The 26,096-nt window shown below is 72.7% G+C and carries 25 protein-coding genes; 15 read left to right on the top strand and 10 right to left on the bottom strand.

The features are described 5' to 3' along the window. On the top strand, positions 1 to 218 hold a 218-nt coding region (locus tag ACYVD5_RS21235; RefSeq protein ID WP_461002861.1), incomplete at its 5' end, for a MoaD/ThiS family protein. 168 nt (positions 219 to 386) lie between these two features. Here the strand turns inward: ACYVD5_RS21235 and ACYVD5_RS21230 are convergent. After that, a complete protein-coding gene (locus ACYVD5_RS21230; RefSeq protein WP_461002860.1) occupies positions 387 to 1,010 on the bottom strand; it encodes a TetR/AcrR family transcriptional regulator in 624 nt (207 codons plus the stop codon). An 86-nt stretch (positions 1,011 to 1,096) separates the two neighbouring features. On the opposite strand from ACYVD5_RS21230, the gene ACYVD5_RS21225 reads away from it, so the two are divergent. The 5 genes from ACYVD5_RS21225 (at position 1,097) to ACYVD5_RS21205 (ending at position 4,762) form a co-directional block, all read left to right on the top strand. Further along, positions 1,097 to 1,837: an SDR family NAD(P)-dependent oxidoreductase gene (locus ACYVD5_RS21225; RefSeq protein WP_461002859.1), complete on the top strand. Its 741-nt coding sequence runs from the start codon at positions 1,097 to 1,099 to the stop codon at positions 1,835 to 1,837. Next, positions 1,830 to 2,261 (top strand): DMT family transporter, encoded by a 432-nt coding sequence (locus ACYVD5_RS21220; protein WP_461002858.1) that lies wholly within the window; start codon positions 1,830 to 1,832, stop codon positions 2,259 to 2,261. Before ACYVD5_RS21225 ends, ACYVD5_RS21220 begins: the two co-directional genes overlap by 8 nt. 14 nt (positions 2,262 to 2,275) lie before the next feature. Beyond that, positions 2,276 to 2,593: a DMT family transporter gene (locus tag ACYVD5_RS21215; protein WP_461002857.1), complete on the top strand. Its 318-nt coding sequence runs from the start codon at positions 2,276 to 2,278 to the stop codon at positions 2,591 to 2,593. 144 nt (positions 2,594 to 2,737) lie between these two features. Further along, positions 2,738 to 3,919, top strand: a complete 1,182-nt coding sequence (locus ACYVD5_RS21210; protein WP_461002856.1) for a hypothetical protein — start codon at positions 2,738 to 2,740, stop codon at positions 3,917 to 3,919. A gap of 438 nt (positions 3,920 to 4,357) precedes the next feature. After that, complete coding sequence (locus ACYVD5_RS21205) at positions 4,358 to 4,762, top strand: hypothetical protein (RefSeq protein WP_461002855.1); 405 nt, start codon at positions 4,358 to 4,360, stop codon at positions 4,760 to 4,762. 153 nt (positions 4,763 to 4,915) lie between these two features. On the opposite strand, the gene ACYVD5_RS21200 is transcribed toward ACYVD5_RS21205, so the two are convergent. Continuing rightward, positions 4,916 to 5,383 carry an NUDIX domain-containing protein gene (locus tag ACYVD5_RS21200; RefSeq protein ID WP_461002854.1) on the bottom strand — a complete coding sequence of 156 codons (468 nt, stop codon included), beginning with the start codon at positions 5,381 to 5,383 and terminating at the stop codon, positions 4,916 to 4,918. A gap of 405 nt (positions 5,384 to 5,788) precedes the next feature. Here ACYVD5_RS21200 and ACYVD5_RS21195 point away from each other — a divergent pair, with 405 nt between their 5' ends. Next, a complete protein-coding gene (locus ACYVD5_RS21195) occupies positions 5,789 to 7,624 on the top strand; it encodes a serine/threonine protein kinase (protein ID WP_461002853.1) in 1,836 nt (611 codons plus the stop codon). 169 nt (positions 7,625 to 7,793) lie between these two features. On the opposite strand, the gene ACYVD5_RS21190 is transcribed toward ACYVD5_RS21195, so the two are convergent. The 4 genes from ACYVD5_RS21190 to ACYVD5_RS21175 all read right to left on the bottom strand — a co-directional run bounded on the left by ACYVD5_RS21190 (position 7,794) and on the right by ACYVD5_RS21175 (position 12,979). Next, the gene (locus ACYVD5_RS21190) at positions 7,794 to 8,762 is read right to left on the bottom strand and encodes a MerR family transcriptional regulator (protein ID WP_461002852.1); all 969 of its coding nucleotides are present in this window, start codon (positions 8,760 to 8,762) and stop codon (positions 7,794 to 7,796) included. A gap of 77 nt (positions 8,763 to 8,839) precedes the next feature. Further along, positions 8,840 to 9,838 (bottom strand): helix-turn-helix transcriptional regulator, encoded by a 999-nt coding sequence (locus tag ACYVD5_RS21185; protein WP_461002851.1) that lies wholly within the window; start codon positions 9,836 to 9,838, stop codon positions 8,840 to 8,842. Between the two features lie 81 nt (positions 9,839 to 9,919). Continuing rightward, a complete protein-coding gene (locus tag ACYVD5_RS21180) occupies positions 9,920 to 11,002 on the bottom strand; it encodes an endo-1,4-beta-xylanase (RefSeq protein ID WP_461002850.1) in 1,083 nt (360 codons plus the stop codon). Positions 11,003 to 11,980: 978 nt separating this feature from the next. Continuing rightward, complete coding sequence (locus ACYVD5_RS21175; RefSeq protein ID WP_461002866.1) at positions 11,981 to 12,979, bottom strand: LacI family DNA-binding transcriptional regulator; 999 nt, start codon at positions 12,977 to 12,979, stop codon at positions 11,981 to 11,983. Positions 12,980 to 13,181: 202 nt separating this feature from the next. Between ACYVD5_RS21175 and ACYVD5_RS21170 the strand changes: the two genes are divergently transcribed. From ACYVD5_RS21170 to ACYVD5_RS21155, 4 genes are all read left to right on the top strand, one after another. Further along, positions 13,182 to 14,471 carry an ABC transporter substrate-binding protein gene (locus ACYVD5_RS21170; protein ID WP_461002849.1) on the top strand — a complete coding sequence of 430 codons (1,290 nt, stop codon included), beginning with the start codon at positions 13,182 to 13,184 and terminating at the stop codon, positions 14,469 to 14,471. Beyond that, entirely contained in the window at positions 14,468 to 15,439 is a 972-nt protein-coding gene (locus ACYVD5_RS21165) for a carbohydrate ABC transporter permease (protein ID WP_461002848.1), read from the top strand. The genes ACYVD5_RS21170 and ACYVD5_RS21165 overlap by 4 nt, the downstream gene beginning before the upstream one ends. Beyond that, entirely contained in the window at positions 15,436 to 16,353 is a 918-nt protein-coding gene (locus ACYVD5_RS21160; RefSeq protein WP_461002847.1) for a carbohydrate ABC transporter permease, read from the top strand. Before ACYVD5_RS21165 ends, ACYVD5_RS21160 begins: the two co-directional genes overlap by 4 nt. 85 nt (positions 16,354 to 16,438) lie before the next feature. After that, positions 16,439 to 18,829 (top strand): beta-xylosidase/alpha-l-arabinosidase, encoded by a 2,391-nt coding sequence (locus tag ACYVD5_RS21155; protein ID WP_461002846.1) that lies wholly within the window; start codon positions 16,439 to 16,441, stop codon positions 18,827 to 18,829. 387 nt (positions 18,830 to 19,216) lie between these two features. Here the strand turns inward: ACYVD5_RS21155 and ACYVD5_RS21150 are convergent, their stop codons facing one another. Then, a complete protein-coding gene (locus ACYVD5_RS21150; RefSeq protein WP_461002845.1) occupies positions 19,217 to 19,822 on the bottom strand; it encodes a flavin reductase family protein in 606 nt (201 codons plus the stop codon). Positions 19,823 to 19,877: 55 nt separating this feature from the next. Between ACYVD5_RS21150 and ACYVD5_RS21145 the strand changes: the two genes are divergently transcribed. Beyond that, positions 19,878 to 20,825: a threonine ammonia-lyase gene (locus tag ACYVD5_RS21145; RefSeq protein ID WP_461002844.1), complete on the top strand. Its 948-nt coding sequence runs from the start codon at positions 19,878 to 19,880 to the stop codon at positions 20,823 to 20,825. 34 nt (positions 20,826 to 20,859) lie between these two features. On the opposite strand, the gene ACYVD5_RS21140 is transcribed toward ACYVD5_RS21145, so the two are convergent. Together ACYVD5_RS21140 and ACYVD5_RS21135 are read right to left on the bottom strand one after the other, a co-directional pair. Further along, the gene (locus ACYVD5_RS21140; protein ID WP_461002843.1) at positions 20,860 to 21,069 is read right to left on the bottom strand and encodes a hypothetical protein; all 210 of its coding nucleotides are present in this window, start codon (positions 21,067 to 21,069) and stop codon (positions 20,860 to 20,862) included. Between the two features lie 182 nt (positions 21,070 to 21,251). Continuing rightward, positions 21,252 to 22,160, bottom strand: a complete 909-nt coding sequence (locus ACYVD5_RS21135) for an alpha/beta fold hydrolase (protein WP_461002842.1) — start codon at positions 22,158 to 22,160, stop codon at positions 21,252 to 21,254. A 134-nt stretch (positions 22,161 to 22,294) separates the two neighbouring features. Between ACYVD5_RS21135 and ACYVD5_RS21130 the strand changes: the two genes are divergently transcribed. The 3 genes from ACYVD5_RS21130 to ACYVD5_RS21120 all read left to right on the top strand — a co-directional run bounded on the left by ACYVD5_RS21130 (position 22,295) and on the right by ACYVD5_RS21120 (position 25,282). After that, on the top strand, positions 22,295 to 23,227 hold the full coding sequence (locus ACYVD5_RS21130; protein ID WP_461002841.1) for an oxygenase MpaB family protein: 933 nt from the start codon (positions 22,295 to 22,297) through the stop codon (positions 23,225 to 23,227). A 78-nt stretch (positions 23,228 to 23,305) separates the two neighbouring features. Continuing rightward, the gene (locus ACYVD5_RS21125) at positions 23,306 to 23,527 is read left to right on the top strand and encodes a DUF3099 domain-containing protein (RefSeq protein WP_461002840.1); all 222 of its coding nucleotides are present in this window, start codon (positions 23,306 to 23,308) and stop codon (positions 23,525 to 23,527) included. Positions 23,528 to 23,677: 150 nt separating this feature from the next. Next, on the top strand, positions 23,678 to 25,282 hold the full coding sequence (locus ACYVD5_RS21120) for an aminopeptidase P family protein (RefSeq protein WP_461002839.1): 1,605 nt from the start codon (positions 23,678 to 23,680) through the stop codon (positions 25,280 to 25,282). 67 nt (positions 25,283 to 25,349) lie between these two features. On the opposite strand, the gene ACYVD5_RS21115 is transcribed toward ACYVD5_RS21120, so the two are convergent. Then, positions 25,350 to 26,018, bottom strand: coding sequence for a lysophospholipid acyltransferase family protein (locus ACYVD5_RS21115; protein WP_461002838.1), 669 nt, complete (start codon positions 26,016 to 26,018; stop codon positions 25,350 to 25,352). Positions 26,019 to 26,096 lie beyond the last annotated feature (78 nt).

Genomic DNA, 26,096 nt, shown 5'->3' with positions numbered 1-26,096 from the left:
CCGCGCCGGCCGCCGGGGCCACCCTGCGCGCCGTCTTGGACGAACTGGTCCGCCGCCACCCCGGCCTCGACCGCCGCATCCGCGACGACCAGGGCCGGCTGCGGCGCTACGTCAATGTTTTCGTCGACTCCGAGGAGTGCCGCGCCATCAGCGGGCTCGACACTCCGGTGCCCGACGGCGCCGAGGTCCGCGTACTGCCGTCGGTGGCGGGCGGCTGATCCCGCCGGCGGCCGGTTCGGTCATCCCTGCGCCGGCCGCCGGTACGGCCGCCGCCGCTACCCGGCGGCGCACCCGCAGTGGCGCTTGCCCGGCCCGTGCATTCCGCCGGCCGAGGAAACACCGCTCGCCCCGGTCGGCTCGGTGCCGCCGGGCCGCGGCCGCTTCGGCTATCCGGGCCGCCCCGCCACCCCCGCCACGGTGTGCCAGGCCGCCATCGCCCGGTCGATGACCGCCTCGGCCTGCTCCAGCGTGCATCCGTCGCGGGCCCGGATCGACAGCCCGTGCTGGACGGTCAGGTAGAACTCGGCCATGCCCGCGGTGTCGGCCCGGCCCGGCAGGTCTCCGTCGGCCACCCCGCGCCGCAGCCGCGCCAGCACGTTGGCGCGGTCCTGTTCGCGGCACTCGGCGAGGAACCGCCCGATCTCCTGGTTGCCCGAGGTCAGGTTGATCCCGGCCAGCACGACCATGCACCCCCGGGGCGTGCCGGGGTCGACATAGGCGGCGGCGTTCTCCCGCAGCATGGCCTCGACCGCCTGCCGGGCGGTGGCGTGGGCGTTGAGTGCGCTCTCGCTCGCCGACCCGGCGGAGTTGTACAGCTCCACGGCCTCGCGGAAAATCTGCTCCTTGGATCCGAAGGCCGCGTACAGGCTGGTCGAGGTGATCCCTATGGCGGCGGTGAGCGAGCTGAGCGGGGTCCCCTCGTAACCGTGCTCCCAGAACAACTCCATCGCCGTCCGCAGCGCCGCGGTCCGGTCGAACTCCCGCGGGCGCCCCCGTGCCGCCATGGTCATCCCCCCGCAACCGCCTTGACGCTCTTTCGAACCCGATGCTATCAATTATGTAGCGATCGATACATAAATTGGCATAGGGACGGCCCATGGGCGTACTGGATGGCAAGACCGCACTGGTCACCGGCGGCAGCAGAGGAATCGGCGCGGCGGTCGCCGAACACCTTGCGCGCGACGGCGCGGACGTTGCACTGACCTTCAACACCGCACCCCGCCGCGCCGAAGAGGTGGTCCGGCGCATCGAGGACGCCGGCCGCAAGGGGGTGGCCGTCCAGGCCCAGATGGCCGAGCCCGCCTGTGTGCGCGGTGCGGTGGACCGGGCGGCGGCCGAGCTCGGGCGCATCGACATCCTGGTCAACAACGCCGGGATCTTCCCCTACGGCACGGTGGAGGAGCTCACCCTCGACGACTACGAGAACACCACGGCGGTCCACGTGCGCGCCGTATTCGTGGCCGTCCGGCAGGTCTTGGGCCACATGCCCGACGGCGGACGCATCGTCAGCATCGGCAGCAACCTCGCCGAGCGCGTGCCCGCCCCCGGCATCAGCCTTTACGCGCTCAGCAAGTCGGCCCTGACCGGATTCACCAAGGGCCTGGCCCGCGACCTCGGACCGCGCGGCATCACCGCCAACGTCGTCCATCCCGGATCCACCGACACCGAAATGAACCCGGCCGACGGCGCGGGCGCCGAGGACGAGCGCGCGCTCACCGCGCTCGGCCGCTACGGCACCGTCCAGGAGGTCGCCGCGTCGGTCGCGCACCTGGCAGGGCCCGGCGCCGGCTACATCACCGGAACCTCGGTGACGGTCGACGGCGGCGCCAATGCCTAGCCGCCCGCGCCGGCGCGGGCGGCCCGCCCGGCCCGCGCCCCGCAGGAGGACGGCCGCGGCCTGGGCGATCCTCGCCGCCGCCGGGCTGCTGGAGATCGTGTGGTCGCTGGCGCTCGACGCGGCGCGCGGCCTCACGGAACCGCTGCCTGCGGCCGCGGGCAGCGGAACGGCCGTGCTCAGCCTGGGGCTGCTGAGCTACGCGCTGCGCTTCCTGCCGGTGGGTACCGCCTACGCCGTGTGGGTGGGCATCGGCGCCGCGGGCGTGGCCGCGGTCGGCATGGTCGCACTCGGCGAGCCCGCCACCTGGCCGCGGCTGGTGTGCATCGGGCTGATCACCGCCGGCGTCATCGGACTCAACCTGGAACCCCGGCCGCCACAGCAGCCGCAGGCCCGGAAGGAAACGCCGGCCATCCGGCGGGCCTGAGTACGGAGGCACACATGGCATGGATCGTTCTCTGCGCCGCCGGGCTACTCGAGATCGCCTGGTCACTGGCGCTGAAGAGGTCCGAAGGGTTCAGCCGCCCGGCGTGGGGGGCGCTGGGCATCGGCCTGGCGGTGCTCAGCCTGGGGCTGCTGAGTTACGCGCTGCGCTTCCTGCCGGTGGGTACCGCCTACGCCGTGTGGGTGGGCATCGGCGCCGTCGGAGTGACGGGGGCCGGCATGCTCTTCCTCGGCGAGCCGGTGTCACGGCGGCGGCTGGTGTGCATCGGGCTGATCGCCGCCGGCGTCATCGGGCTGAACCTCGGGCACGGCTGATGCCGCCGCGCCCGGTCCCTCGAACGGGGGAGCGGGCGCGGGCGGAACCGCTCTGCAGCGGGAGGTTCCGCGGGCCGCCGCCGCGTCAGGGTGAGCACACGACACCGGACGATCGGCGCAGAGCGGCGGTCGAAGGAGGGCACGATGGCGACGGAACGGTTCGGCAACGGCGGAGAACCCCGGGAACGCGAAGGGAGACCGCCGGACCGCGGCGGCGCCGGCGCGGCACCGGCGGGGCGGCGCGCGGCACGACCGGCGGGGTGGGTGCGCTGGGTACCGGCGGCGGCGCCGGTGTGGTCACTGCTCTATGCGGCGCTGGCGGCCTATTGGGCGCTGAGCGGGCGCGGTTTCCCCTACGCCGGCGAGATCAGCGCGGCCGTCGGGCCGCTCGCGGCCCGCTTCGGCGCGGGCCCGGCGTGGGTACCGGTGGTCCTGGTCGGGTTGCCCGCGGCGGCGGCCGGCGCCGCCATGCTGGGCGGTATGCGGCGGGGGCGCCGGGGGCTCATCGCCGCCGGCGCACTCTTCTCGGTGCTGCTGCTCTTCACCATGATCGACGTCGGCCTGCTGACCTTGGTGGGCTACCTGCCCTACGGCATCGTCGGCATCGCGACCGGCAGCGAGGCCGGCGCCGTGGTTCTGCAGCAGGCACGGTCCTGGGAGATCGCCCACCAGGTTATCTGCCTGGCGGGCGGGTTCTGCTGGGCGGCGGCGACACTGGCCTACGCACGCGGCAGCAGGGGCGACTGCCTGCGCTGCGGCCGGGGCGGTGGTGCAGCCGCAGGCTGGACCTCGCCGCGGTCGGCGGCCAGATGGGGCGCTGTTGCCGTGTACGCCGCGATGGTGCCGCCGCTGCTGTATGCGGCCACCCGCTACGCCTGGGCGCTGGGTATCCCGCTGGGTATCAGCGACGAGTTCCTGCGCGAGGGGCAGCAGAGCGGTGCCTGGATCGCCGGTGCGTTCCTGGCGGGCTTTGCCACCGTGGGCGCGGTTCTGACCCTCGGGCTGGCCCAGCGCTGGGGCGAGGTCTTCCCGCGCTGGATGGCCGGGCTTGCCGGAAGGCGGGTGCCCATCGGGCTGGCCGTGGTGCCGGCCTCCACCGCCGCGGTGCTGACAATGGTCGGCGGTATCGCCATGGTCTCGGGCTATGCCGAGCAGGTCGGCACGGCGGCGACGGGCGGGGACACGGCGGCCACCGGGGTGCTGGTCGGTGTCTCCGGCGCACTGTTCCCGCTGTGGGGTGCGGCCTTGGGCGTTGCGGCGCTGGGCTACTACCTGCGCCGGCGCGGGGCCTGCGCCGACTGCGGTCGCGGCGGCGAGGCCGGTTGACCGGTTGAGCGGCGCCTCCGCCGCCCGGGCCGCTGCGTCCCGGAACGAACGGCTTTCCTGCGCTGCCGCGGCGCCGCCGGGCCGCCCGCGGCTGGTACCCGCGAAGCGGGAGTGGCGCATGTTTCGGCGACCGGAAGCGGTCGATGAGTAAACGGATTTTGTTGTTCCTGGCCACACCGGAATTTCCGAGGGAATTGAATTCATGCGGATCATTCGGGCTTCAAGGCGAGTGTCCCGGTGGAGTGCTCTCCCGGTGTCGTGGGATAACGGCCCGGATATCGCGTAACGGCGGCCGGTCGGGCCGAAAAATCCGCGGGCGGGGTGCCGGAACCGGTTTGGTCTCCGCGGAGCGCGGAAACCGGTACGCCGATTGCGATCTTGCATGCTGAAAGGTGGGAATATGCCTTCTCCGGATTCTCCGGTAGGTTCGCGGCGCTGGTGGCCGGCGCCGCTCTGCTCCTTGCCGGCACCGCACCGGTCGCGAACGCGCAGGCCGGAGCCGAGCCCCGCCGGGTCGTCGTCGGTCTCGAAGTCGTCGGCGGCTCCGGCGTGCTATTCGATGGATACGTGCTTACGGCAGGGCGGCAGATCACTACGCCCAGCGGCGGCACGCATGTTTGCGACGGCACCAACAACGATGCAAATCCGCACGCGAGCGGCACTCCCACCACGGCTTTGGATGACGCGTCGGATAGGGCCGGGTTTACCTGGGACGGCGAATGGTACGAGGAGTTCGGCGACTTCCTGATCACTCGGATCGGCGGGGACCGGCAGTCCGACTCCGTTTTCTGGCAGATCTCCGTGAACGGAGAACAGATCGGGGTGGGCGCAGTACGCGCTTGAATCCGGGAACGATGTGACCTTCGAGTACGTTTAGCCGGAATTCGGGTGCGCGAAGTGCACGAATCCGGGTGAACGTGGGCAGCGGCCCGCCGGCCGACCGGCGGGCCGTTTCGGTGCGGGCGCACGCAGGGTTCCGGCGGCCCGCCGGCGCCCTCACGGCACGTAGACGGTCGTGCCCTCGCTGCGGGCCTTGAGGGCACCGGTCAGCCGGGGCGCCAGGGCGGGGTGCAGCATGCCGGGGGCCGCTTCGCGGTCGACAAAGGCGTAGTCGTCGAGCTCCTCCTCCTGCAGCGTGATGGCCGCAGCGGAGTCGACCGTTCCGCAGTCGAAGACGAACGAGAGGAACGGTTTGGGCCGGGCGCCCCGCGGTGCGCTCCACTGCAGGCAGAGCAGGGATCCCGCCGCGCGTTCCAGGCCCACCTCCTCGGCGACCTCGCGCTCGCAGGCGAGGTGCGGCGCTTCGCCGTCCTCGACGACCCCGCCGGGCAGGGTCCAGTGGTCGCGGTAGTTGGGGTCGACCAGCAGCACCCGGCCGGTTTCGTCGGTGATCAGCCCGAAGGCGGCGAGGTAGGCCGTGGGCAACGAGGCGAACCACTGTTCGGGAGGTAGAAACTGCGCCATACCAGCAGCGTATGGTGCAGTGGTGGCGCAAGCGACGCCAGGTCGCGGAAAACCGGCTGGTGCCCCGGTGGCGCCAATATGTGATCTACGATGTAAAGGCGCCTGTTGCCGTGTGCCAACCCCTAGACTGAACGCCGACCGACCCGCCGGCCGCAGCCTCTCCGGCCCGCGTCGCGACGCACCCGCGCGCGGGGTTTCCGCCGTCTCCGCGGCGGCGGCCCTCCGCGGCGCCGCGCCGGGTCCCGGGGTGGCCGGGCGGCGGGAGTCCCCTGCGGGCGCAGACTCGCCGACGGCGGGCGGTGCCGGATGTGAACCGATCATCCCCAATATCGTCCCCAATGTGGCTACGATCGCAGAGGATTCGGGCCACATACTCAATACAGCGGTGAATGCGGAGGTACGGACGTGGGTCCGTTGGAGCACGGCGACCCGGAACGCATCGGCCGGTACCGGCTGATCGGGCGGCTGGGCGCCGGAGGCATGGGGCAGGTGTACTTCGGCCGTTCGGCGGGGGGCCGCCCGGTCGCGGTGAAGCGCATCCACCCCCACTTGGCGACCGACGCCTCCTTCCGCGAGCGCTTCGCCCGCGAAGTCACCGCGGCGCGCCAGGTCAGCGGGGCCTTCACCGCCCCGGTCATCGACGCCGACCCCGAGGGCGGCGTCCCGTGGCTGGTCACCTCCTACGTGCCCTCGCTGCCGCTGGACACCGCCGTGCGCGACTACGGCGGCCTGCCCGAACACACGCTGCGCGTGCTGGCCACCGGCCTGGCCGAGGCGCTCGTCGAGATCCACCGCGTCGGGCTGATCCACCGCGACCTCAAGCCCGGCAACGTGCTGCTCTCCGACGACGGCCCGCGCGTCATCGACTTCGGGATCGCCCGCGCCACCGAGGGCACAGCGGCCACCCAGTCCATCATCGGCACCCCGGGCTTCATGTCGCCCGAGCAGATCCAGGGCGAGCACCTCACGCCCAGCAGCGACATGTTCGCCTTCGGCGCCGTACTGGTCTACGCGGCCGGGGGAGTGGGGCCCTTCGGCGAAGGCGCCATGCCCACGCTGGTCATGCGCATCATGCAGCACGAACCCGACCTGTCCGCCCTCCCCGCGTCGCTGCACCGGCTCGCTGCGGCCTGCCTGGCCAAGGACGCACGCAACCGGCCCTCGCCCGGCCAGCTCCTCGACGCGCTCGGCGACGTCCCCATCGGCGAGTCATGGCTGCCCGCCGAACTCCGCCAAGGGGTGCGCGAGGAGGTCGCCAAGACCAACGCCGCCCTCAGCGGCGCCCCCACCGAAACCGGCGCCACGAGTGGTGCGGGCGGTGCAGGTGCGACCTCGGTCCTGGGCGGAGCCGCCGCCGGCGCCGCTGCCGGAGCGGCCGCGGGCGCTGCGTTCGGCGACCACGACTCCACCCGGGCCGCCGGGCCGGGCGGCGCCGACCCCACCTCGGTGATGGGCAGCGGCGCCCACGGCCCGCCTGCCGACGGAACCGCCGTGCAGAACCCGCCGCCCTACAGCCCCGACGGCGCACCGGCGGCCGGCCACGGCGGCCAGACCGCCGCCTACGGCCGGCACACCCGCTCCTATGAGCAGCAGGGCCCCGACCGCACCGCAGCCTTCGGCCCCGACGGCGCACCGCCGTCGGCGCCGCCGACCGCGGCGATGCCGCCTGCGCGCGACGACGCCTACGCCGACATGTACCGCGGCTCCGGCGCCGCCGCCCCCGACAGCAGGCGGCGCCAGGAGGACGAGCGCCGCCGCCAGCAGCAGGAGCAGCGCAGGCAGCAGGAAGAGCAGCAGCAGCGCGAGGAGCAGCGCCGCAGGCAAGAGGCCGACCGCGCGCACCGCGAGCGGGTGCGCGCCGAGCAGGAGGCCGCCCGGCGCGCCCAGGCCCAAGCCCGCCAGGCCGACCAGCCCGGTCTGTGGGGCTTTGTGAAGCTCCTGCCGCTGCTGATCATCCCGATCATCCAGATTCCGCTGGGCGCCGGCATGTCCTACGCCTGGCAGTGGTTCACCGCCGAGTCGGGCGTGTGGACCGGCGCGCCCTGGTATTACCCCGGTTTCTTCACCCTCGACGGCTTCTTCCAAGCGCTGTACATGGGCTACTTCATCCTGAACAACATCGTGGGGATCGAGTTCCTGGTCCGCTCGCTGCGCACGTCCTACGTGGTCGGGGCGGTGCTGGCCGCGGCCGTGATCGCCGGGACCAACGGAATGCTGTTCTACTACGGCTTCTTCGGCTGAGACCCGCCCTGAGCCGGCTGAGCCGCCGATTCCCGATCCCGGTCACCTGATCCGTTGAGCGCCGCTGCGCCCGGCCCGCCGGCCGGGCACAGCGGCGCGGTTTCCGGGGGCGCCGGGCCGTCCGTCCCGCGGCCCGGAACCCCGTCCTGTTTCCCCGCCCGCGTGTTGGCTACCGGGCGGCGGCGCTCGCGCGCAGCGCCTCCAGGAACCACTCCCAATCCGGCACCCGCGGCTCGAACGGGGGCCAGCCGTTGATCACGCCGAGGAGCTGCCAGTACCGCTCCGCACGGCGGTCCACGAACAGCCCGTACTCGTCGGCCATGCGCACGCGCTCCTGCGGGGTGTCCGCGCGCCCGCTCTCCAACGCCCCGGCCACCAGCTCGTCCACGATGGGTCGGGCCTCGGGCGAGTCGGGGGCGACGCCGGCGGCGCGCGCCGGACCGACCGCGGCGGCCAGCCGTTCGGCAAACGGAGTGCCCGCGCAGTTCTCGGCCTCCGGCGCTTGGTAGGTGCCCTCGGCGCGGCTGCGCTCCTGGGCCCGCGACATCTCGCGGGTCCGCTCGCGGTAGCCCGGGTCCTGCACCAGCTCGGCCAGCTCCACCCAGGCGTCCACCTGCTCGGGGCTGGGGTCGTCGGGCAGGTCGACGCGCACGGAGCGCATGTGGGCGACGAAGTCCGCGTCGAGGTCGAAGCCGCCGAACACCTCGTCGTGGAATTCGTCCAGGATGCGCTGCCGCTCTTCGGCGGACAGGCGCGCAAGTCGGGTCATGAGGCGTATCTCCCGTTCGGTCGGTATGCGGTCGGCGACGGTGCTCAGCACCGCCCGCCGCAGCCGCAGCATCCGGATCTGGTCATCCAGGACACGCACGTGCGTGGAGGCGACCTCGCCGATGTCGGCCTCACGGCACAGGACCGCCCGGATGGTGCCCAGGCCGATCCCGAGTTCGCGCAGGGCCCGCACCAAGTCCAGCCGGGCCGCTGCCGCGGCGTCGTAGAGCCGGTAGCCCGCGGCGCTGCGGGCGGTCGGCGGCACGATGCCCTCGTCCGCGTAGTGCCGGATGGTCTTTACGCTCAGCCCCGTGCGTGCGGCCAGCTCACCAATGGTGTGCAGGCCCTCCTGCGTGTCCATGTCAGCCATCGTGGAGTCTCCCCTCACTGGAGGGTCAACCGGCATTTTCCCCCGGTGCCCCGGTGCCCCGAGGCGCCCGCCGGTGCTCAATCGGTGTACAGCGCGGCGCCGGCGCGCAGGTGCGCGGCCAGCGCCGCGCGCAGCTCCGCCGGCTCCAGCACCTCGATTTCGGGTCCGTAGGCGGCGAACTCCGTCGTGGCGAACTCGACCGACTCGACGCGCAGGTCCACCTCGCACCAGCCGTCCGGGCCCGGCTCCAGGCCCTCGGCGCCGGCGGCGGTGATGGGCGAGGACAGCACCCGGAGCAGCTCCAGACCGCGGCGGGTCAGCCGTACCCTGGTGTGCAGGCGGTGCCGGCTCTGCTCGAAGTCCCGCGACCACTCCGCCCACGAAGCGGCGAGGTCGAACCCTGCCGGGCGCTCGAAGGTCTCGGCGCGCGTGGTCAGCTTCTGCACCCGCGAAGCGCGGAAGGTGCGGGGGTGCGGCGCAGCGGCGCCGCCGGAACCGTCCGGCTCCGGATGCGGGCGCGCCAGGAAGTACCAGCTCCCGGCCTTGAGCACGATCCCCAGCGGGTCGAGCCGCCGCCGCACCCCGGTACCGTCCCACCTGCGGTAGGCGATGTCGATAGTGCGCTGGTTCCACACCGCCGCTGCGATGGCGCTCAAGTGCGGGGCCGCCTCGGCCCTCCGCCACCAACCGGGCGCATCCAGATGGAAGCGCGAGCGCACCCGTTCGGCGCGCTCGCGCAGTTCGTCGGGTAGCGCGGCCAGCAGTTTCAGGTCGGCCGCGGCCATCTCGGCGCCCAGCCCCAGCTCCGCGGCCGCACCGGGCAGTCCCGACAGGAACAGCGAGTCGGCCTCGCCCGAGGTGAGCCCGGTCAACCGGGTGCGGTAGCCGCCGACGAGCCGGTAGCCGCCGCCGGCACCGCGGTCGGCGTACAACGGGATCCCGGCGCCGCTCAGCGCTTCGACGTCGCGGTAGACCGTCCGTTCGGAGACCTCCAGGGCCGCGGCCAACTCCGCCGCCGTCATCCGTCCGCGGTTCTGCAGCAGCAGCACCAGCAGGACCAGTCGGCTCGCACGCATGGCCCCAGTATGCAGCGCCCCGACCGCGGCTCCCGCCGATCGGCAGCGCAGGCGGGGGCGGGCGGACGGGGCCCGCCGGGCTCACCCGCCCAGGGCCTCCTGCATGGCGCCGAACGCCGGTTTGGGCGCGTAGTCCTCGTCGAACGGCAGCGCCGCACCGCGCCCCGGGAACCAGGACGGGATCCAGGAGTCGGCATCGCCGACGCCCCAGACGGTGACCCCGGCGCAGGAGTCGCCGAGATCCAGGCAGGTCTCGACGACCGACCGGTAGTCCGCGGCCTGGGTGCGCAGCTCGGCGCCGCTCGCGGGCATCTCGATGCTGACGTCCAGCTCGGTGATGGTGATCTCCAGGCCGAGTTCGGCAAAGCGGCGCAGGTTTTCGGTCATGTCCTCGGGGACGCCGCCGACCTCCATGTGGCTCTGGACCCCGATGCCGTGCAGCGGGACGCCCTGGTCCAGCAGCGACGACGCCAGCTCGTACATGGCGTCGCTCTTGGCGTTGCGGCCCTCGATGCCGAACTCGTTGATGTAGAGCCGCGCATCGGGGTCGGCCGCGTGGGCGGCCTTGAGGGCCTCGGCGATGTAGCTCCGGCCGAGCGTGTCCAGCCACAGGTTGGGCCGCAGCCGGCCGCCGGAGTCGCGGAACGGCTCGTTGATGACGTCCCAGGCGTAGATGTCGCCCTTGAAGTGCTCGCCGGCGACGGTGTCGATGTGCTCGCGCATGATGGTGCGCAGTTCCTGGGGGCCGAAGTCGCCCTCGGCGAGCCACTCGGGGTTCTGGTTGTGCCAGATGAGCGTGTGGCCGCGCATGCGCTGGTCGTTCGTGCGCGCGAACTCCCGGAGCGTGTCGGCGGCGGAGAAGTCGTAGACACCGCGCTCGGGCTGCAGCGTGTCCCACTTCATCACGTTCTCGGCTGTCAGCGAGCCGTACTGTTCGGCGAGGATCGCCCGGTAGTCGCGGTTGTCCTCCAGCAGGGCGGGGTTGGCCGCGGCGCCGATGTGGAGCCCGTGTTCGGCGCCGAGTTCGTGCAGCGGCACACCGCCCGCCGCGGTGCCGGCCGCCGCTCGCACGGCGAGCAGGCCCAGGGCGGCGATGAGCAGTGCACTGCCGGCGGTCGCAAGGAATCGGAACGAGTGTGTGCGCGGGGAACGGGGCTTGACCATCAGGGCCGCCTCTTTCGGATCCGTCCCGGAACGACGGGGTGTCCGGCGTTCGCATGCCGGTCCGGCGGTGTGGCGCCGGACCGCGTGGGCGCGGGGCGAGTGGGCCAGGGCCCGTATCCGATGGTCCCAGCCGCCCCCGGGCGGCAGCCCGGCTTGGCCGGTTGCGGCCGCCCGCGCGGCCGCCGCTGCCGCCACCGGCGAAGGCCGGTGCAGCCGCCACCGGTCGCGCCCGGAACCGGTGGTCCGTCCGACTACACCCTCATGACGTGGGATTTTACTGGTTTCGAAGCAATTTCGATATGTGGCCTCTTGGTGTCGCCCGGCGATCGTGTTACATTCGTCACCATATGGGAGCGCTCCCAACGCTACCGCAAGCGGACCGCACCAGCGGAACCGGCCGTCTGCTGCGCGAGCGTACAGGGGCGCCGCCCGTGGCCGTGCACCGACGACTGCGAGGAAACCGCCATGCCCGACCGGAGCCGTACCAGGCCCCGCCGGCCGGTGCGCACCCGCAGTGCCGCAGCGGCACACCGACCGCGCGGGGGCGACGGCGAACGGGGTGCGGACCGGTGCACGCACCGGCACCGCGCTGCGCCGCCGGCGGGCGGTTCCGGGCGAATCCCCTGCGCCCGGACACGCCTGCGTCCCCGCGCTGCAACGGCCGGAGCGATCCGGGCCCGGCCGTCACCGGCGGCCGGTGCCCCGGCGCGCCGCCGCGACCCCTGGGGCCGGGCGCATCCGTATCACTGCGGCCCCGTGCGCCCGGTCCCAGGCCCACACGCCGCCGGGGGACCCACCGGCCCCGCCGCGGTTGCGGCCCCCGCGATCCCGCCGCCGCAAGGACTTTCCAGGAAACGGCGCCTTTTCGCCCCTTGAGGGCGCCGCCGCGGCGAGGGGCGGGACGGCTGCGGTCCCGCCCCTCGTCCATGTCCGAGTCAGCGCAGGTACCGGGCGCGGCCCCGGTACGCTCCGGCCGGTTCAGCGTTGCCGGGGAGCGGCCGTGCTGTGGCGGACCACCAGATTGGTGGCCAGGTCCAGCCGCAGGTTGGGCGGCTGCTGACCGCGGCTGAGCAGCAGCGCCAGCCGCGTGGCCTCCTCGGCCATTTCGGTCAGCGGCTGGCGCACGGTTGTCAGCGGCGGGCCGACCCAGCGCGCCACGGGCAGGTCGTCGTAGCCGACGACGCTGAGATCCTCGGGGATGCGCACGCCGAGTTCGCGCGCCGCCTCGTACAGCCCCATGGCCTGCAGGTCGCTGCCGGCAAAGACCGCGGTGGGCGGATCGGAGGAGGTGAGCAGGTCGCGGCCGTGGCTGTGGCCCCCCTCGATGTGGAAGTCGCCGGTGCGAATCAGCGCGGGGTCGACCGGCAGCCGGGCCGCATCCAGCGCCGAGCGGTAGCCGTCGATCCGCGCCCGGCTGCACAGCACATCGGTGGGCCCGCCGATCACGGCGATGCGCTCGTGGCCCAGGTCGATGAGGTGGCGGGTGGCCACCAGCCCGCCGTTCCAGTTGGCCGAACCGATGGAGGGCACGCTCTCGTCGGTGTCGCCGGTGGGGTCGACGACGACGAACGGGATGCTCCGCGCGGTCAGCCGGGCCTGCTGCTCAGGGGCGAGGTCGGAGAAGACCAGGATCGCCGCGGTGGACTGGCGGGCCAGGACGGCCTCGACCCAGGCGTCGCGCGGTGTCTGCTCGCCGCCGGACTCCGAGAGCACGACGCTGAGCCCTTCGGCGCGGGCGATGCGCTCGACGCCGCGGATGACCTCTATGGCCCAAGCGCTGTCGAGCTCGTGGAAAACCAGGTCGATCGTTGGCGAACGGCCGGCTCCGGGGCCGCGGCGCCGGCGGTAGCCGTGCCGGTGGATGAGTTCCTCGACCCGCGCCCGGGTTTCGGGCGCAACGTCGGCGCGGCCGTTGAGGACCTTGGACACCGTTGGCACCGATACCCCTGCGGCTTCCGCAATTTTCGAGATCGTCACGGGTGCGGATCCGGCGGTGCCGTGGGGAAGCGGTGCGGGCTCTGCTGTCACAAGCACGCATTTTACTGGGCGTCCCCCGGTGTTGACGCAAGGGGATGGTGACGAACTTCTCGTGGAGTATTGACGGTCTTTGTGGCAGCGCCGTAAATTCTGGCAGCACGCATTGCGATAACTTGTCCGATAGTTTCGATAGGACGTAGCGATGAATCCCCATAGGGCTGGCACTGCCGGCGCTCTTGCGCTGCTCCTGCTCACCGCCACTGCCTGTGCAGGTGGTGGAGCCGGAGGCTCGGGCGACGGCGAGATGAACATAGCGCTGACGCAAGACAACCTCGCCGTGGTGCAGGAAGCGGCCGTCAAACGGTTCAACGAGAACAACAGCGGCGAGACCAAGGCGGTGCTGAACCAGTTCGCCGCCAGCGGGTACAAGGACAAGATCCGCACCGTGATGGGATCGGGGCAGCAGGCTCCGGACATCCACTTCAACTGGGGCGGCGGCAGCATCGAGCCCTACGTCGACCAGGAGATGCTCCTGCCCCTGGACTCCGCCATCAAGGAGAACCCGGAGCTGGAGGAGTCCTACATCCCCTCCATCTACGACGCCGGCAAGATCAACGGCACCCAGTACGGCATCCCGCTGCGCGGCACGCAGCCGGTGATGATGTTCTACAACGAGAAGCTCTTCGAGGAGGCCGGCGTCGAGCCGCCGGAGACCTGGAGCGATGTCGAGGACCTCGTCGAAACGTTCAAGGACGAGGGCGTGCTGCCCTTCGCGCTGGGCGGCGCCACCACCTGGACCGAGCAGATGTGGATGCAGTACCTCGTCGACCGCATCGGCGGCCACGAGGTGTTCCAGCGCATCGCCGAGGGCGACCCCGAAGGCTGGCGCGACCCCGCGGTGCTGGAGGCCGCGCAGACCGTCCAGGACCTGGTCGACAGCGGGGCGTTCGGCGACAACTTCGCCTCGGTTTCCCACGACGACGGCTCGGCCTCGGCGCTGCTGGCCGAGGACAAGGCCGCCATGCACCTGATGGGCTCCTGGGAGTACTCCACCCAGCTCGCCGACTCGCCGGAGTTCGCCGAGAAGCACCTCGGTTACGGCCCGTTCCCGGCGTTTCCCGACGGCGAAGGCGACCCGCAGGCCGTGACCGGCAACCCCACCAACTTCTTCTCCATCACCGACGACGGCGACACCGAGGCCGAGGTGGAGTTCCTGAAGGAGACCTCCAGCGACGCCTACGTCAAGGACATGGTCGAGGCCGGCGAGATCCCCGCCACCACCGGCGCCGAGGACATGCTCGACGACCACCCCAACCCCGACTTCGCCCAGTTCCAGTACGAGATGGTCAGCAACGCACCCACCTTCCAGCTCTCCTGGGACCAGGCGATGCCCCGCACGCAGGCCGAGCCGATGCTGACCGAGATCGAGCGGCTCTTCAACAAGCAGATCACTCCCGAGGAGTTCGTCGACAACATGGTGGCTCTGCAGTGACTGTTCTCTCGCCCGGCCAGGGCGGACGCAAGACGCCGGCCCGGCCCTCGGCGCGCACCGCCTCCACCGGCGGTGCGCGCCCGGGCGGGCCGAGCGTCGGGCGCCCGGGCGCCTGGTGGGGCCTTCCCGCGGTTCTGTTCTTCGGCGTCTTCGCCGTGCTGCCCATGGTGCTGGTGGTCTACCTGTCCCTGACCACCTGGGGCGGGCTCGGGCTGCCCCGCTTCATCGGGATGGCCAACTGGACCCGCCTGCTCGGCGACCCGGTGATGCACAAGGCCATCGGGCTGACCCTGCTGCTGACGGTCGGAAGCTGGGCCGTGCAGACGCCGATCTCGCTGCTGCTGGGGGTGTGGGCGTCGGGCAAGCAGCGCAACCGCGCCGTGCTCTCGGCCCTGTTCTTCCTGCCGCTGCTGCTGTCCTCGGCCGCCATCGCCATCATCTGGCGGGCGCTGCTGGACCCCAACTTCGGACCGCTGTCCAAGATCGGCCCCGCGATCGGGGTACCCGGCCTGGACGTGCTGAGCAGCGAAAGCGGGGCCTTCGGCGTGATCCTGTTCGTCAGCGCCTGGCAGTTCATCCCGCTGCACATGCTGCTGTACCAGGGCGGCGCCCGCCAGATCCCCGAGTCGCTGTACCAGGCGGCCGAGATCGACGGCGCCGGACGCTACCGCGCGTTCTGGCACATCACGCTGCCCCAGTTGCGCAACACGATCACCACCTCCTCGGTGCTGATGATCGTGGGGTCGCTGACCTACTTCGACACGGTGCTGATCCTGACCCAGGGCGGCCCCGGACACGCAACCACGATTGTGCCGTATCTGATGTACGAAGCCGGATTCGAGAGTTTCCAGTACGGCTACGCGAGTGCCGTGGCCTGCGTACTGGTGGCCGTGGCCACTATCGCCTCGCTGCTCATGGTGCGCTTCACCGGCTTCGGCAGCATGCGCAGTACCCGGGAGGGGATGTGACCGCGACGTCTCCGGCACAAGCCGGCCGGCAGAACCGTGCCCCGGCCCCGACCGGCCCGGGCAACCGGTCCGGGCGACGCACCGGGCTGCAGAGCTGGCGCCACCGCCCCAACCTGGTAGCCGGACTGGGGGCCTTCTGCTGGCTGCTGGTCGTCGGGGTACCGATCTACGCGCTGCTGAGCGCCACCTTCCAGCAGTCCACCGAATACCGCTCGGCGGGTCCGCTGGCCCTGCCCGCCGATCCGACGCTGGACAACTACGCCCGGGCGATCGACAACGGGCTCGCGGGCTTCGTGCTGAACACGCTCGTGGTAACCGCGGGCACGGTCGTACTGGTCGTGGCCTTGGCGGTCACGGCCGGCTACGCCATCGTGCGCACCCGCACCTGGATGAGCGACTCGTTCTTCCGGATGTTCCTGCTGGGCCTGGCCATCCCCAACCAGGCCGTGATCATCCCCGTCTACCTGATCATCGTCCAGATGGGCCTGTACGACTCGCTGATCGCGATCATGCTGCCCACGGCCGCTTTCGCGCTTCCGGTGTGCATCCTGATCCTGACCGGGTCCATGCGCGACATCTCCGACGACCTCTACGAGGCGATGGCGCTGGACGGCGCCGGGGCGGGGCGCACGTTCTTCCAGCTGGTCGTGCCGCTGTCGCGATCGGGGATCAGCACCGTTGCGGTCTATGCCGCGCTGCAGGCCTGGAACGGGTTCCTGTTCCCGCTGATCCTGACCCAGTCCCAAGCCAACCGGGTGATCACGCTGGGCCTCTTCGAGTTCCAGGGGACCTACCGCGTGGACATCGCCGGCCTGCTGGCCGCCGTTGTGCTGGCGACGATCCCCCTGTTCATCGTCTACCTGGTCGCCCGCCGCTCCCTGGTCAGCGGGCTGATGGGTGTCGGCGGCAAGTAGCCGGCGCCCTGCACTGCCCGGTACCGGGAGGCAACACCCACGGTCCTGCCGCGGCAGGGCACCCCGCAATGAAGAAGGACGGTATATGACGCCCCACTCCAACCCGGCCCCCTGGCAGGACGCGGCGCGTCCTGCCGCCGAAAGGGCGGGCGAGGTTCTCCGGCTCATGACCTTGGAGGAGAAGGCCGCCCAGCTCTACGGGGTCTGGGTGGGTGCCGACGGTTCCGGTGAGGGCGTGGCCCCCCACCAGCACGACCTGGCAGATGAGACCCCCGACTGGGAACGGACGATCGCCCACGGCCTGGGCCAGCTCACCCGTCCGTTCGGCACCGGACCGGTCGACCCGGCCATGGGCGTGCAGGCGCTGGCCAACTCCCAGAAGGAGATTGCGGCCGCCAACCGGTTCAGCATTCCCGCGCTGGCCCACGAGGAATGCCTGTCGGGCTTTGCGGCGTGGAAGGCGACGGTCTATCCCACGCCGCTGGCCTGGGGCGCCTCCTTCGACCCCGACCTGGTCGAGGAAATGGCAGCCCAGATCGGCGCGTCCATGCGGCGGGTCGGGGTGCACCAAGGGCTGGCCCCGGTCCTGGATGTCACCCGCGACCCGCGCTGGGGCCGCACCGAAGAGACCATCGGCGAGGACCCCTACCTCGTCGGCACCGTGGCCACCGCCTATGTGCGCGGGCTGCAGTCGACCGGGCTGGTGGCCACGCTCAAGCACTTCGCCGGGTATTCGGCGTCGCGGGCCGGGCGCAACCTCGCCCCCGTCTCCGCGGGCAGCCGCGAGTTCGCCGACGTGCTGCTGCCGCCCTTCGAGATGGCGATCGGGCTGGGCGGCGCCCGGTCGGTGATGCCCTCCTACACCGCCAACGACGGGTTGCCCGCCACCGGCGACCCGGGACTGCTCACCGAGCTGCTGCGCGAGCAGTGGGGCTTCACCGGCACGGTGGTCTCCGACTATTTCGCGGTGACCTTCCTGCAGACCCTGCACGGGACGGCCGGCTCCACGGGCGCGGCCGCGGCGGCGGCGCTCGGCGCCGGCGTCGACGTGGAACTGCCCACGCTGCGCTGCTACGGAGCCCCGCTGTTGGAAGCGGTGCGCGCCGGGAGCGTCCCCGAGGAGCTGCTGGACCGGGCCGCGCTGCGCGTGCTCACCCAGAAGTGCGAGCTGGGCCTGCTCGATGCCGACTGGACGCCCTTCCCCAACGAGCGCGCTGGCGCAACCGGTGCAGGGGAAGGCGCCGACGCGGGCGGCGCCGGCGACATCGACCTGGACCCCGCCGAGCACCGCGCACTCGCGCGCCGTCTGGCCGAAGAGTCCACGGTGCTGCTGGCCAACCCGGGCCGGGCGCTGCCGCTGGCGGCCGGGCGCCGCACGGCGGTGGTCGGCCCGCTGGCCGACTCCACCGAGGCGATGCTGGGCTGCTACTCGTTCCCGGCCCATGTCGGGGTCGCCCACCCCGACACCGACATCGGCATCGAGGTGCCCACCCTGCTGGAGGCGCTGCGCGCCGAGCTTCCCGGCAGCGGACTGGACCACTTGAGCGGCTGCTCCGTCGACGGCTCGGACACCTCCGGCTTCGCCGCCGCGGTCGCCGCCGCGAAGCAGGCCGAGGTCTGCGTGGCCGTGGTGGGCGACCGGGCCGGGCTGTTCGGCCGCGGAACCTCCGGCGAGGGCTGCGACGTCGCCGACCTGCGGCTTCCGGGTGTCCAGCAGGAACTGCTGGAGGCGCTGCTGGAGACCGGCACTCCGCTGGTCGTGGTGCTGATGACCGGGCGCCCCTACGCGCTCGGCGGCATCGCCGACCGGGCGGCGGCGGTGGTCCAGGCGTTCTTCCCCGGGGAAGAGGGCGGCCCCGCGGTCGCCGGCGTGCTGTCGGGCCGGGTCAACCCGAGCGGCCGGCTGCCGGTGGCGGTGCCGCACGGCAGCGGCGGCCAGCCCGCGACCTACCTGGCACCGGCACTGGGGCAAAGCAGCGAGGTCAGCTCGGTCGACCCCACCGCGCTCTACCCCTTCGGCCACGGGCTCTCCTACACGGAGTTCTCGTGGACCGGGTTCCGGGTGGAGGCGCGGCCGAGCACCTCGGCCGAACCGGTGGCGACCACCACCGAGGGCACCTTCACCCTGGGCTGCACGGTGCGCAACACGGGAGCGCGCGCCGGAGCCGAAATCGTCCAGCTCTACCTGGGCGACCCCGTCGCCCAGGTCAGCCGGCCCGTGCGCAGCCTCATCGGCTACACGCGGGTGGAGCTGGAACCGGGCCAGGAGCGGCGGGTCGAGTTCGCGGTCCCGGCCGACCTGGCGGCCTACACCGGCGCCGACGGTCGGCGCGTGGTCGAGGCCGGCGACCTCGACCTGCACTTGGCCGCCTCCAGTGAGGACCTCCGCCACACCGAACGGGTGCGCCTCGACGGGCCCACCCGGGAGGTCGGCCACACCCGCCACCTGGTGAGCGAAGCCGTGGTAGGGGACTAGCACCGGAGCGAAGCCGTGGTAGCGGACTAGCACTGGAGCGAAGCCGCGGTGGGGGACGGAGTCAGCGAGTAGCGGGTCCGGCCCGCGCCGGTCGGCGGCGCGGTGGTCAGCGGTGGGGCGGCCGATGGGTTCGGCCGCCCCACCGTTTTCCCGTACCGTCTTGCTGCCGGCCTGAGGGAGGGGAACCGGGCCGGCGCACGCGGCGGGAAGCGGCTTCGGGACAGGGGTCCCGTAGCAGTGGCGTTCGGCGCGCAGCAGGAGCGATAGGAGCCATTGGGAGCGCTCCCATTTGCTTGCACCGAATGTAGGCAGCAACGCGGGAACTGTCAACGCGCGAGCACCGCCTGCGCGGGCCGCCGCCGCACATCCCCCCGGCGGCGGCCCGTATTACTCGCCGGGCCAGTCGGAGTAGCGGATGCGCCGCAGCGAGGTCACCTCGCCCATGGCGCCCCACTCGTCCTTGCCCAGCCGCGCGATCGGCCGCAGCAGACTGATTTCGGGATGGCCGGCCACCAGCACCGTGTCGTCGACCGCAGCGTGGACCACCTCGCCGAAGACCACGGTGGAGTCGCCGAGCAGCATCGTGGAGTGCAGCCGGCACTCGAGGGCGGCGGGGGAGTCGGCCACCCGCGGCGGTTTGACCACCGTGCTCGGCTCGCGGCGCACGCCCACTGCATCGAACTCGCTGACCTCGGGCGGGAAATCGGTGGCGGTCGCGTTGATCGCGTGCTGCAGCCACTCGGGTGCGAAGTTGACCACGAACTCGCGGGTCTGCTCCACATTGCGCAGGTGGTCCTTGCGGCCCACCGAGGTGAACTGCACGATCGGCGGGTTGGCGCAGGACACGGTGAAGAAGGAGTGCGGCGCGAGGTTCTCGGCGCCCTCGGCCGAAACCGTGGACACCCACGCGATCGGGCGCGGAACCACCAGCGCGGTCAGTACCCGGTAGAAGTCGCGGTCGGACACCCCGCCGGGGGTGATGTCGGTGCGCATACCCGCATTATCCATCCGTGTGCCGGTGCGGGGCACACCGCAATAGGCTGGCCGTATGGAGCTGATCACGTCCGCCGACATCGCCGCCGCCGCGGACCGCCTGGCCGCGATAGCGGTGCGCACTCCGCTGCTGCCCTGCCCGTGGGCGCCCGGCGAGCTGCGGGTCAAACCGGAGAGCCTGCAGCCGGTCGGCGCCTTCAAGATCCGCGGGGCCGCCAACGCGCTGGCGCGGATGAGCCCGCAGGCACGGCGCTCGGGGGTGGTCACCCACTCCTCGGGCAACCACGGCCAGGCGCTGGCCTACGCGGCCCGCACCTACGGCGCCCGCTGCGTCGTGGTGGTGCCCGAAGGTGCGCCGCAGGTCAAGGTCGACGCGATGCACGCCTTCGGCGCCGAGACCGTTGCGGTGCCGCCGGCCCGGCGCGCCGATACCGCCCGCGAGCTGGCGGCGGCCGAAGGGCTGACCGTCGTCCACCCCTTCGACGACGCCGACGTGATCGCCGGGCAGGGCACCGTCGGCATGGAGATCGCCGCCGACCTGCCCGATGTGCAGACAGTGCTGGTGCCGGTGGGCGGCGGCGGCCTGGCGGCGGGCGTGGCCACCGCGGTCAAGGCGCGGTGCCCGGGCGCGGCGGTGGTGGGCGTGGAGCCCGAACTGGCCGCCGACGCCCAGGAGAGCCTGGAACACGGCCGGCTGATCCCCTGGCCGCCGGAGCAAACCCAGCGCACGATCGCCGACGGTGTGCGGGTGGGGCCCTCGGAACTCACGTTCGCGCACCTGCGCGCGCGCCTGGACGGGATCACCGCGGTCACCGAGGAACAGATCCTCGCCGGGGTCGGCACCCTGGCCCGCAGTGCCCGGCTGGTCGCCGAACCCAGCGGTGCCATTGCCGCGGCGGCCTACCTGGCCGACCCGGCGCGCTTCGGCCGCACGGTCGCGGTGGTCTCCGGCGGCAACGTCGCCCCCGAAACGCTGGCGCGAGCGGTGGCCGCCACGGAGTGAGTCCGGCCGACGGGGCCGGCCGGCACTGCGCGGCTCAGGCGGGTTGGTGTTCGCGCGCGGGCGCGCCGGTTTCCGGACCGGGGGCGTCGGTCCGGCTCTCGCCCGGTGCGGGGACGCCGGCGCGGGCGTCGCGGCGGCGCTCGGCCGCCTCGTGCACGATGTAGGCGAGCGCGCCCAGCAGCACCAGGGCGATCCCGGCCAATACGGCGATGAGTCCGGTGGTCAAGAGTTCGGTATCGACCATCGCGGGCACCTCCCACTCCCATGCCGACATGCTGGCGGTGGGGCCTGTGCGGCCCTTCCGCCATGAGAGTAATAGGTGTTAACTCAAGTTGCCGCCGGACTCGGCGGTGACTCCCGCCATACCGGCCGCCCATGCCGCGGCCGGCGGGGCGCCCGCCGACCGCGGCACGCCCCGCTGCGGTGTCAGTCGTCCTCGGCGGCCGCCGCCAGGTGCTCCATAAGCGCCGGGATGATCCGCTCCGGCGCTTCCTCGGGCAGCCAGTGCGAGAACCCTTCCAGTTCGATGAAGCGGTAAGGGGCCGCCACCCATTCGCCGGTGCCGCGGGCGCCGGCGGCGGTAAAGGACATGTCGCGGTCGCCCCACACGTACAGAGTCGGCACGCTGACCGCCGCGGCGTTGGCGGACGTTGCGGCGCTGGGGCCGGAATCGGAGTCGGAACCGGAGTCGAGGGCCAGCGCGCGGTACCAGTTCAGCGCCGCCGTTAACGCACCGGCCTGGGACATCCGCCGGACGTTGTCGGCGACCAGGTCGTCGGGCACCCGATCCTCGAAGACGCCGGTCAGGCCGGCGGCTCCGTTGTCGAGAAGCTGTTCCTCGGCGGCACCGGGAGTCTGGAACAGCCGGATGTAGCGCATGGCTTCGCGCTGCTCGGGGGAGGAGTCCAGAGCCTCGGCAAGCGCGCCCGGGTGCGGGGTGGACAGCACCGCCAGGCTGATGACCCGGTCGGCGTGCATCGCGGCCGCGGTCCAGGCCACCACGCCGCCCCAGTCGTGGCCGACCAGGTGGAAACGTTCGGCGCCCAGTTCGTCGGCGAAAGCGGCGACATCGGCGACCAGCTCCGTCACCGCGTAGTCGGCGGTGTCGAGCGGCCGCGCCCGCGGCGAGTAGCCGCGCTGGTCGACCGCGACCGCGCGGTAGCCGGCCTGCGCCGCCGCCGCGAGGTGGTGGCGCCAGCAGGTGGAGAACTCGGGAAAGCCGTGTAGGAACAGCACGAGCGGTCCGTCGGGTGGTCCGGCGGCCAGGGCGTCGAACTCCAGGTCGCCGCGGCGCAGGGTCAGCGCCTCGGTGTCGGGAGCGAATGTGTGCGCCATATCTGCCTCCATGCTGCTGCGCGGAATGCGGCGCAGGACAGGTTATCCTGCCGCCGCTGCCGAAGCAGGGCGGTGGCTAGACTCTATGGCGTCGTGGCGGTGAACGCCCGGTTCCGGCCAGGGAGCGTGCCAGTATGCAGCCGACCGTCGCCTCCCCGCGCAGCGCCACCTGGCGCGTGCACATCGACCGCGCCATGTGGGTGGCCGGGGTGCGGGCGCTGATGCTGCAGGCGCTGCATCCGGTCGCCATGCAGGGCGTCTGGCAGCGCTCGGACTTCATGGACGACCCCACCGGCCGGCTCACCCGCACCGCTGGTTTCGTCGCCGCCACCACCTACGGCAGCCCGCAGGAGGCCGCCGAGCTCGGCCGGCGGGTCCAAGCGGTGCACGCCCGCCTGCGTTTCACCGATCCCGCCGGCGGCCGGCCGCACCGCGTCGACGAGCCCGAGCTGCTGCTGTGGGTGCACTGCGCCGAAGTGGTCTCCTACCTGGAGGTCGTCATGCGCGCCGGGGTGGGGCTCGATCCCCGCGAGGCCGACGCCTACTTTGCCGAGCAGACACGCACCGCGGCCCTGGTCGGCCTCGACCCGGCCGGGGTGCCCGCTTCGGTCGCGCAGATGCGCGCCTACCTCGCCGCGATGCGCCCGCGGCTCGCACGCACCCCCGAAGCCGCGGCGGCCGTCCGGTTCCTGCTGTGGCCGAAGGTGCCCGATCGGCTCAGCGGCCTGGCGTGGCTGAAGCCGCTGTGGCTGCCGGTGGGCGCGCTGTCCTACTACACGCTTCCGGCGTGGGCGCGCCGCGCCTACCGGAGCCTGCCCGAACCCGCCGGGACCCAGACCGCGGCAACGGTCGCCTTGCGCGCGCTGCGCGCCGGGCTGCACGCCACCCCCGACCCGCTGTACCTGCGCCTGTTCGACGAAGCGACCGTGGAGCGCGCCCGCCGTGCGCGCAGGCGGCTGGAGGATGCCGGCTACGACCTGCGCCGCGGGTTCGCCGGACTCCGCGACCCCGCCACCTGGCCGGCGCGGTCCGCGAGCCGGGGCGGCACCGCACACACCGCGGCCTGACCCGGTGCTCCCGCCCCTTGCCCGCTGTCCCGCCCGGTGCAGCCTCCCGTGCGGCGGTGCGCGGGATAGCCTGGAGACATGAAACGGCGTGTGCGCCGCTACGCCTGGCTGATGACCACCTGCCTGGTCCTGTTCGGCGGGTCGCTGCCCGTGTACTACCTGGTCGGTACGGGGTGGGCGCTGGCGATGTGCGCCGCGGCCATGGTGCTTCCGCCGGTCGCCGCCGTCGTGGGCAACACCGCCGACCCCGCCGATCCCAAGGACCACGACGCCGGATACGGTCCCAACGCCGGACGCTGAGCACCGGCTGGTCCGGCGCCCGCAACACACCCGACGGCGCCGCACCGCCGGTACGGCTGCGGTCCGTGCACCGGGGCGGCCGGATCGCCGCCGCGAACCCGTCCACAGGCGGCGAAGGGGGCCGGACCGGGCAAGGCGGTCCGCCGTAGGATGGATACGGGCCGCCACAAGCGGCCGGCCAGCACGAACCCAGGCCCGGGAGGAACCACCGTGAGTGAGCACCACAGCAGAAGTCCGCAGGCGGAGGATAACGGCGCCGCCGAGGCACCGGTGTTCACCCCGCGAAAGAACGGCCAGGCCCAGACCGTGTCCACCGAACTCGCCGACTGGATGCGCAGCGGCTGGGCCGATACCGAGGTCCGCGACGCCGAACCGCTGGAGCAGGCCGCCTACACCGCCAAGCGCCGTGCCGCGCTCAGCGCGCGTTTCCCCGGCGAGCGGCTGGTCATCCCGTCCGGCAACCTGAAGACCCGCTCCAACGACACCGAGTACCCGTTCCGGCCCTCCTGCGACTACGTCTACCTCTCCGGCGACCAGTCCGACGACGGCTGCCTGGTGCTCGAACCCCGCGCCGGCGGCGGCCACGACGCCACCGCCTACCTGCGCCCCCGGTCCAACCGCAACAACGGCGAGTTCTGGCTCGACGCACACGGCGAACTCTGGAGCGGGCGGCGCCACAGCCTCGGCGAATCCGCGCAGCTGCTGGGGGTGGCCACCAGCGACGTGCGCCGGCTCCCCGAACACCTGCGCGAGGCCCCCGCGGCGCCGGTGCGCATCCTGCGCGGCCACGACCCCGATCTCGATGCCGTCGTAGCCGAACTCCGCGGCGAATCCGCCGACACCGCCGGCACCGCCGGCACCGCGGCCGGTGCCGGCCCCGAACACGCAGCCGAGCGCGACGAAGAACTCGCCGTCGCCCTGCACGACCAGCGGCTGGTCAAGGACGAATGGGAGGTCGCCCAGCTCCAGCGCGCCGTCGACTCCACCGTGCTGGGATTCGGCGACGTCGCCGCGGTGCTGCCGCGGGCCCAGGCCACCTCCGAGCGCTACATCGAGGGCACCTTCTTCCTGCGCGCGCGGGTCGAGGGCAACGATGTCGGCTACGGCACCATCGCCGCCTCGGGGCCCAACGCCACCACGCTGCACTGGATGCGCAACGACGGCCCGGTACGCGAGGGCGAACTGCTGCTGCTCGACGCCGGGGTCGAGACCACCACGCTCTACACCGCCGACATCACCCGCACCCTGCCCGTCTCCGGCCGGTTCAGCCCGGTGCAGCGCCGCGTCTACGACCTCGTCTACGCGGCGCAGGAGGCCGCGATCGCCGCGGTCGCACCGGGGCGGCCCTTCACCGAGTACCACCGCACCGCCCAGCGCGTGCTCGCCGAGGGCCTCGTCGAGTGGGGCCTGCTCGACGGCCCCGCCGAACGCGTCGTCGAACTCGGGCTGCAGCGCCGCTACACCCTGCACGGCACCGGGCACATGCTCGGCCTCGACGTCCACGACTGCGCGCGGTCGCGCACCGAAGTCCACCTCCACGGCGACCTCCGCCCCGGCATGGTGCTCACCGTCGAGCCGGGACTCTACTTCCAGCCCGACGACCTCACCGTGCCCGCGGAACTGCGGGGCATCGGCGTGCGCATCGAGGACGATGTCGTGGTCACCGCCGAGGGCAACCGGGTGCTCTCGGCCGGGCTGCCGCGAACCGCCGACGACGTCGAGGCCTGGCTGGCCGAGCGCCTGCCCGGTGCCTGATCGCCACGCGCCACGCGCGGCCCGGCGGCCGGTGCGCCCGCGCCGGCCGCCGGGCGGGTCACGCGGGTCAGTCGGCCGCTGAGCGCGGGTTGTAGGTCCCGGCCGCCTCCTGGCCGGTCAGGTCCTGGATGGCGGCCATGATCTCGTCGGTGACCAGGCGGCGTGCGCGGCCGGTCTTGAGATGGCCGTACCCGGTTGAGAAATCCATCGGCGCGCCGAACCGCACCGCGATGGGGGCGATGCGCGGCAGCCGCGCGCCGATGGGCTGGACACGATCGGTGCCGGTGATACCTACGGGCACCACCGGCGCACCCGAGGTCAGTGCCAGATGGGCCACGCCCGTGCGGCCGCGGTAGAGCCGCCCGTCCGGCGACCGCGTGCCCTCGGGGTAGATCGAGAACACGCCGCCGTCCTTGAGCCGGCGCAGCCCGGTGTCCAGCGCCTCAAGCGCGCCGCCGCCGCTGCCCCGTTCCACCGGCACGGCGCCCAGCGCCGCGAACGCGGTGCGCGCGAGCCGGCCGCTGATACCGGGCTGGGTGAAGTACTCGGCTTTGGCCAGGAAGCGCACACGGCGCGGCACGGCGAGGGGGATGACCACGCTGTCGCAGAAGGAGAGGTGGTTGGCGGCCAGGATGACCGGGCCCGAGGCGGGGATGTGCGCCAGGCCGCCGATGGCGGGCCGGTACAGCATCCGGCCCGTGCGCGCGCTGACCGCGCGCACCGCGTCATAGAACACGTCCTCGTCCCCCCGCCGGCGCCACCGCTGCGACCAATGTAGCGTTTTGCCGCGGGCCGCAGCCGCCCGGGCGGACGC

The organism is Streptomonospora sediminis (genome assembly GCF_054778995.1).
Note: the sequence above shows the minus strand (reverse complement) of the source record. Positions and strands in the feature narration are given on the sequence as shown.

Coding starts and splice junctions, on each gene's coding strand:
- ACYVD5_RS21230 (WP_461002860.1), bottom strand. CDS start 1,010: ATGACCATGGCGGCACGGGGGCGCCCGCGGGAGTTCGACCGGACCGCG.
- ACYVD5_RS21225 (WP_461002859.1), top strand. CDS start 1,097: ATGGGCGTACTGGATGGCAAGACCGCACTGGTCACCGGCGGCAGCAGA.
- ACYVD5_RS21220 (WP_461002858.1), top strand. CDS start 1,830: ATGCCTAGCCGCCCGCGCCGGCGCGGGCGGCCCGCCCGGCCCGCGCCC.
- ACYVD5_RS21215 (WP_461002857.1), top strand. CDS start 2,276: ATGGCATGGATCGTTCTCTGCGCCGCCGGGCTACTCGAGATCGCCTGG.
- ACYVD5_RS21210 (WP_461002856.1), top strand. CDS start 2,738: ATGGCGACGGAACGGTTCGGCAACGGCGGAGAACCCCGGGAACGCGAA.
- ACYVD5_RS21200 (WP_461002854.1), bottom strand. CDS start 5,383: ATGGCGCAGTTTCTACCTCCCGAACAGTGGTTCGCCTCGTTGCCCACG.
- ACYVD5_RS21190 (WP_461002852.1), bottom strand. CDS start 8,762: ATGGCTGACATGGACACGCAGGAGGGCCTGCACACCATTGGTGAGCTG.
- ACYVD5_RS21185 (WP_461002851.1), bottom strand. CDS start 9,838: ATGCGTGCGAGCCGACTGGTCCTGCTGGTGCTGCTGCTGCAGAACCGC.
- ACYVD5_RS21180 (WP_461002850.1), bottom strand. CDS start 11,002: ATGGTCAAGCCCCGTTCCCCGCGCACACACTCGTTCCGATTCCTTGCG.
- ACYVD5_RS21170 (WP_461002849.1), top strand. CDS start 13,182: ATGAATCCCCATAGGGCTGGCACTGCCGGCGCTCTTGCGCTGCTCCTG.
- ACYVD5_RS21155 (WP_461002846.1), top strand. CDS start 16,439: ATGACGCCCCACTCCAACCCGGCCCCCTGGCAGGACGCGGCGCGTCCT.
- ACYVD5_RS21150 (WP_461002845.1), bottom strand. CDS start 19,822: ATGCGCACCGACATCACCCCCGGCGGGGTGTCCGACCGCGACTTCTAC.
- ACYVD5_RS21145 (WP_461002844.1), top strand. CDS start 19,878: ATGGAGCTGATCACGTCCGCCGACATCGCCGCCGCCGCGGACCGCCTG.
- ACYVD5_RS21140 (WP_461002843.1), bottom strand. CDS start 21,069: ATGGTCGATACCGAACTCTTGACCACCGGACTCATCGCCGTATTGGCC.
- ACYVD5_RS21135 (WP_461002842.1), bottom strand. CDS start 22,160: ATGGCGCACACATTCGCTCCCGACACCGAGGCGCTGACCCTGCGCCGC.
- ACYVD5_RS21130 (WP_461002841.1), top strand. CDS start 22,295: ATGCAGCCGACCGTCGCCTCCCCGCGCAGCGCCACCTGGCGCGTGCAC.
- ACYVD5_RS21125 (WP_461002840.1), top strand. CDS start 23,306: ATGAAACGGCGTGTGCGCCGCTACGCCTGGCTGATGACCACCTGCCTG.
- ACYVD5_RS21120 (WP_461002839.1), top strand. CDS start 23,678: ATGGATACGGGCCGCCACAAGCGGCCGGCCAGCACGAACCCAGGCCCG.